Annotated in this window: 2 protein-coding genes; one reads left to right on the top strand and one right to left on the bottom strand. The window is 67.8% G+C overall.

The genetic code is table 11. The features are described from left to right. Positions 1-284: 284 nt before the first annotated feature. Positions 285-926 carry a DNA-3-methyladenine glycosylase gene (locus tag GT030_RS11960; protein WP_161201090.1) on the bottom strand — a complete coding sequence of 214 codons (642 nt, stop codon included), beginning with the start codon at positions 924-926 and terminating at the stop codon, positions 285-287. A 101-nt stretch (positions 927-1,027) separates the two neighbouring features. On the opposite strand from GT030_RS11960, the gene GT030_RS11955 reads away from it, so the two are divergent. Next, positions 1,028-1,810: a sporulation protein gene (locus GT030_RS11955; RefSeq protein ID WP_161201089.1), complete on the top strand. Its 783-nt coding sequence runs from the start codon at positions 1,028-1,030 to the stop codon at positions 1,808-1,810. The last annotated feature ends 59 nt before the right edge of the window (positions 1,811-1,869 follow it).

Here is a 1,869-nt window from a genome sequence, read left to right as displayed (position 1 = left end):
TTCCGACTCTATCAGATCCTTTCGGCGTCTGATTCCCAGTCGGAGTGGGATTGCCTTGGGCTTTTCGGCTTTCGCCGTCCGGCCTTTCGACATTCACTACGTTAGCCGATCTCCGCTGTTACTCATAATCGAGTCTCGCGGAGTCGAATTCAGACGTGCGGGCACGCCGAAATCATCCCCGCCAGGGGAAGTCGTCAGGTAGTGGGTGGCCGCTTCCGGCTGCAGGCGATTGCCGTACCCGGTTCAAGCGACTCGGGCTACATTACGCACCTCTCGGGGACGAGTCAACGTGACCTCCGCCTCGGGACATGGGCCCGGTAGGGGCTGACGGTGGGGTCGTCCGCGACCCAGAAGCGCCAGGGGTGGACTCCGCCGTCGCCGGCCACTCCGGTCCGCGGGCCGCTGCGTACCTGCTCGGGCGGTACAGGCGTGCCCGTCAGGGCGCGGATCGGCGTGTCCCCGGTGGCGCAGGCGTCGGTGCCGTCCAGGGAGCGGTCGACGTCCAAAGCAGTAGCCAGACGGGCCGGGCCCTTGGCCAGTTCCTTGTCGTTGCGGGCCGAAAGCCGACGCTCGCGGGTCAGCTCGGCGCCCTCGACGATCTCGCCGGCACGGAGCAGCACACCGCTCGCCGTGCCTTCGGGACCGCAGACGAGGTTCATGCAGTGCCACATGCCGTAGGTGAAGTAGACGTACACATGGCCGGCCGGACCGAACATCACGTCGTTGCGGGGGGTGCGGCCGCGGTAGGCGTGCGAGCCGGGGTCGTTCGGGCCGTCGTACGCCTCCACCTCCGTGAGGCGGAGGGCTATCGGACCGTCGGGGGTCGTGCGGACGATGAGGCGGCCGAGGAGGTCGGGGGCGACCTCCAGTACGGGACGGTCGAAGAACTCCCGTGGCAGTGGCGTACGGTCCGGGGGCGTGATCATGCCCTCCGAGGGTAATGCAGCCGCGTCGCGGTCCCGGCGGAACCGGTCGCGGCCGGCTCGCGTTTGTACGGGTCGAGAGTCCATACGTAAAGGGAGAGTCAATGGCGTTCAAGAAGCTGCTCGCGAGCCTGGGGGCCGGGGGCGCCTCCGTCGAGACGGTGCTGACCGAGATCAACGTGGTGCCCGGTGGCGTCGTCCAGGGTGAGGTCCGGATTCAGGGCGGCTCGGTCAACCAGAACATCGAGGGCCTGTCCGTGGGCCTCCAGGCGCGGGTCGAGGTGGAGGGCGGCGATCAGGAGTACAAGCAGGACGTCGAGTTCTCCAAGGTGCGGCTCGGCGGTGCCTTCGAGCTGCAGGCCGGGGCGGTGCACGCGGTGCCGTTCGGGCTGGAGATCCCCTGGGAGACCCCCGTCACGGTGATCGACGGGCAGGAACTGCGCGGGATGCACATCGGGGTGACGACCGAGCTGCAGATCGCCCGCGCGGTGGACTCCTCCGACCTGGACCCGATCCGGGTGCACCCGCTGCCCGCGCAGAAGGCGCTGCTGGATGCCTTCATCCAGCTCGGCTTCCGCTTCAAGAACGCCGACATGGAGCGCGGCCACATCCGGGGCACCCGGCAGCGGCTCCCCTTCTACCAGGAGATCGAGTTCTACCCGCCGTCGCAGTACCGGGGGCTGAACCAGGTCGAGGTCAGCTTCGTGGCCGACGAGAACGCGATGGACGTCGTGCTGGAGATGGACAAGAAGCCGGGTCTGTTCAGCGAGGGCTCGGACACCTTCCGCTCCTTCCAGGTGGGCCTGCACGACTTCCACGCCACCGACTGGGCCGGTTACCTCAACCAGTGGCTGTCCGAGGTCGGAAGCAAGCGGAACTGGTTCTAGGGCCTGTCCTCCGGATCTTGCCGGGGTCGCGGGGTCTGGCACGCACATCTGCGGCGTTG

The organism is Streptomyces sp. SID1328 (genome assembly GCF_009865595.1).
In the GTDB taxonomy this organism is placed as follows: domain Bacteria; phylum Actinomycetota; class Actinomycetes; order Streptomycetales; family Streptomycetaceae; genus Streptomyces; species Streptomyces griseoluteus.
Note: the sequence above shows the minus strand (reverse complement) of the source record. Positions and strands in the feature narration are given on the sequence as shown.